The organism is Synechococcus sp. CCY9201, from assembly GCF_034931105.1.
Taxonomy (GTDB): domain Bacteria; phylum Cyanobacteriota; class Cyanobacteriia; order PCC-6307; family Cyanobiaceae; genus CBW1002.
Window position 1 is genome coordinate 41,259 of record NZ_JAYGIC010000116.1, and the last position, 3,540, is coordinate 44,798.

Annotated in this window: 1 protein-coding gene; it reads left to right on the forward strand. The window is 59.9% G+C overall.

The window, feature by feature from the left end:
* The first annotated feature begins 1,462 nt into the window (after positions 1-1,462).
* A complete protein-coding gene (locus VB716_RS11420) occupies positions 1,463-3,238 on the forward strand; it encodes a CHAT domain-containing protein (protein ID WP_323270538.1) in 1,776 nt (591 codons plus the stop codon).
* Positions 3,239-3,540 lie beyond the last annotated feature (302 nt).

A 3,540-nucleotide genomic window follows, 5' to 3' on the forward strand; every position in this document is an offset into this window, starting at 1 on the left:
CGGTTTTGTAGACGGGGAGGGAGGAGACCTGCAGTCCCTGCCGACAGAGGGTCAGTTCAATAGCAAGGATGTGTTGGCGGCAACCCGTGTGTCGGCGGAGTTGACAGCAGAGAACTATCAGGCGTCAGAGGGAACAAGTCTTGATAATTACAGCGTCGATACGAGTGCCGATGGAGACGGAAGCATCACAACTCGCCCACTATCGACTTGGCTTGGCAGCGGAGGTGGCCTTTGGAGTGAATCTACTAATTGGGATGCTCTTCCTACCTTAGGCAACGTAGATTCAGTGCTTATTGGAGAAGGCAGCGGATCGATTGTTTTTGATTCCAGCGCTGGCTTCGTGTCGTTGCAGTCTCTGGATATTGGAGGCGTACTCAGAGTGGAGGGTGGATCACTTGCCGTTTCCGGAGCCACAGAGATATCAGAAAGTGGCTCCTTTAACTTCCTGGGAGGAGCCTTCTCTACCGCTGAATTGCTGAATTCTGGCAGCGTGCGCCTGGCAGCGGCTACCCCTGGAGCAATCAGCTTAATTACAAATACCGGGGGAGACATTGTTGCTGATTCTGGTCTTCAGGTTGCAACCTTGAATCTTCTCGGGGGATCGGTGAGTGGCTCTGGCTCCCTAAACGTGACAGATAGCTACTCACAATCAGGAGGTCTGATCAGCGGCTTTGACACTGTTGCCATTAACCAGGCCAGTGGTGAACTAAGCCTGTCCCAGGGTCAGATTCTGTCCCCAGGAGGGTCAATTGCTTTAAATAGCGATTCAGGCTCTTTGCTTTTGGAGAACACTTTACTGGATACCAGTGGCGCCGCCGATGGAGGCCTGACAAGCCTGGATGGCAGGACAATTAACATACTAAACAGTGACATCAATACTTCTGGAGAAAATAACGGAGGAGCGATTGACATTGGCTTACGCTCACTGCCAAGTAATGTGGTAGTTATCGGTTCCAACCTAATCGCTGATCCCCCCGCGATTGGCGGCTCCTTGCGGATCAATGGATCCAGTATCGACATCAGAGGTGGCAGCCGCGGAACCATCCTCAACGTCGTTGGGCTTTCAGGTGGCCTGGTGCAAATCGGATCCTTGGACACGAACGCTCTCAATATTGATGGCGGCGTCACAATTCAGCTTGGTCCAACGGCTTCCAGCGCCTTCCTGACAGGCCCGCGACCTCCTGCCACCTTGTTCAACGACGCCACCATCCAGATCATCGGTGGCACACCGACTCCGACTCCGACTCCGGGGCCTGGACCTACGCCAACCCCCATCCCAGCCCCGGGTCCTACGCCGACCCCACTCCCCACGCCAACGCCACTTCCTGGGCCTGGACCTTCGCCAACGCCCATCCCAGCCCCGGGTCCTACGCCGACTCCGCTCCCCACGCCAACACCTGCGTCGAGCCAATCTCCCAACCCCAGTCCAGTGCCGGTCTCGTCGTCACTGCTGGACCAGGTCTTGAGCGTTCAGTCCCTGATTGAGCAGCCGCCCATCACCGATGAGGAGGTGATTCCCTCTCTGGAGGCATCAGCACCGTTGCCGCTGGGGGGAGGGGGTGATGTGACTGTGGAGCAACCGATTCGAATCACCCTGGAGACGAGTTCCTTCCTTTTCACTGACGAACTTGCGGAGATGCCGGGTGTGCTCAGCGATGCCTTGCTGGCAGAGTCGATCCTCGACCTCCGTCCTGACGATGGTCCGGCAAGCGGAGAGCCTGTCACTCAGGAATTGCTCGCGGCACTCCCCTTCGACACCGTGTTTCAGGTGGATCTGGAGGCAGATCTCACGTCAATCGATCTAGAGGGCGATGACTGGCTGGCCCGGGCGGATCTGGAAACGGATGCGTTCAGCCGTTCGTTACTGGAGGCGCAGGCTCTCCGCTCCGCGGATGTAGTGACCTCCACTCTCGATCTGCTCAATGGACTGGGATCTCCCCTGCAACTGGCGGTCTTGCCGATGACGAGTGCCGAGGCAATTCAGGCTTTCCAGATGGGGGAACAGCGCTCCTCCGATGACACTGCCGAGAAACTCGCCCTAACGGGAGGGCGCCGTGTCACGCCCCTCACAACTGAGGAAGTGCAAAGTGTGCTTCAGCGGGTTCAGCGCGCCTCCAATTACGCGCCTTACAAGTTGGGAGCGCTGCGGATGAGTTTCAGCAGCGACGCCGCAGCTGGAAGTCTCAACGGAGAAGGCTTTCTCGACATCACGCTCGTCCCGGCGGAGGGCGAAGTGGTGGGCCGCCGCGTCATGGTGGATACAGGGCAGTTTGGCGAGCGACTGCGGCAGTGGTACGGACAACTGGCCAAACAGAGTCCGATGGACCTAGCCAATCCCTTGGCGCCCGCGCGCCAGCTCTACGACGTTCTGATCCGACCAATGGAACAGGACATCAACTCTCTGGGGCTCACGACGCTTCTGTTATCGGCGGATGCCGGCTTGCAGGCGGTTCCATTTGCGGCCCTGCACGATGGCCAGCAATTTCTGGCGGAACGGATCGGCATTGCGCTGACGCCCTCGATCGGTTTGATGCCACTGGATGTACCGCCGGCGGGGGAGAAGAGTCAACTGCGCACCGGCGCGTCCCGTTTCGACGGGCTGGCACCGCTGCCGCTGGTGCCTCAGGAGCTGGATCAGCTTGCACTCGAGATCCCGGGACGCGCTTTCCTGGATGCAGCTTTCACGCCTGAGCTGTTGCTAGAGAAGGCGGGTGATCCGGCCTTCCAGCAGGTTCATGTGGCGACCCACGCCGAGTTCCTGCCTGGCGGGCCCGCCAAGGCACAGCTTTACTCTGGTGTTGGGCCGATGAGCCTGGCGGAATTCTCCAGCCTGCGCCAGCGGCGCGATGGACAGCCGCTCGACCTGTTCACCCTCAGTGCCTGCCGCACCGCCCTGGGAGACAAGGACAGTGAACTCGGCTTTGCCGGACTGGCCTTGCAGGCGGGCTCCCGCAGTGCGATCGGCACCCTCTGGTACGTGGACGATGTGGCCACATCAGCCCTCTTCGTGCAGTTTTATCGCTACCTCGATGCGGGGATGCCGAAGGCGGAGGCCCTGCAGGCGACCCGCAAGGCGTTCGCCAGCGGCGCGGTGCGACTTCAGGGGGATGCGGTGATCGGCACTGACGGACGGGCTCTGCTCAGCGGGCTGAGCCAAGCGCAACAGCGACGCGTGGAGAATGGCGTGACGCATCCCTACTTCTGGGGTGGAATGCAGTTGCTCGGCACTCCTTGGTGATCAGCCATGGCCCGCCTTTTCCCGTCTTCCCGCCCATGGGGGATCGCCCTGCTGCTGGCCTGCCCAGTCCTCGCACAGCTAGGAGCCTGTCGCGCATAGATCACCGCCCGCATTCTCCACATACGCCCCTGAATCTGCTCAGATCTCAGTGACTGCAATGGATCTGGTCGATAGCATGGGGCATGAGCAAGCCCAAGACCTTCCGGCCCTGGACCCCGGGACAGACCAGCTTGATGCCACCGTCGCCGATCGACTGGCTGCCGAGTGATCACCTGGTGTTCTTCCTGCTGGAGCTGGTGGAG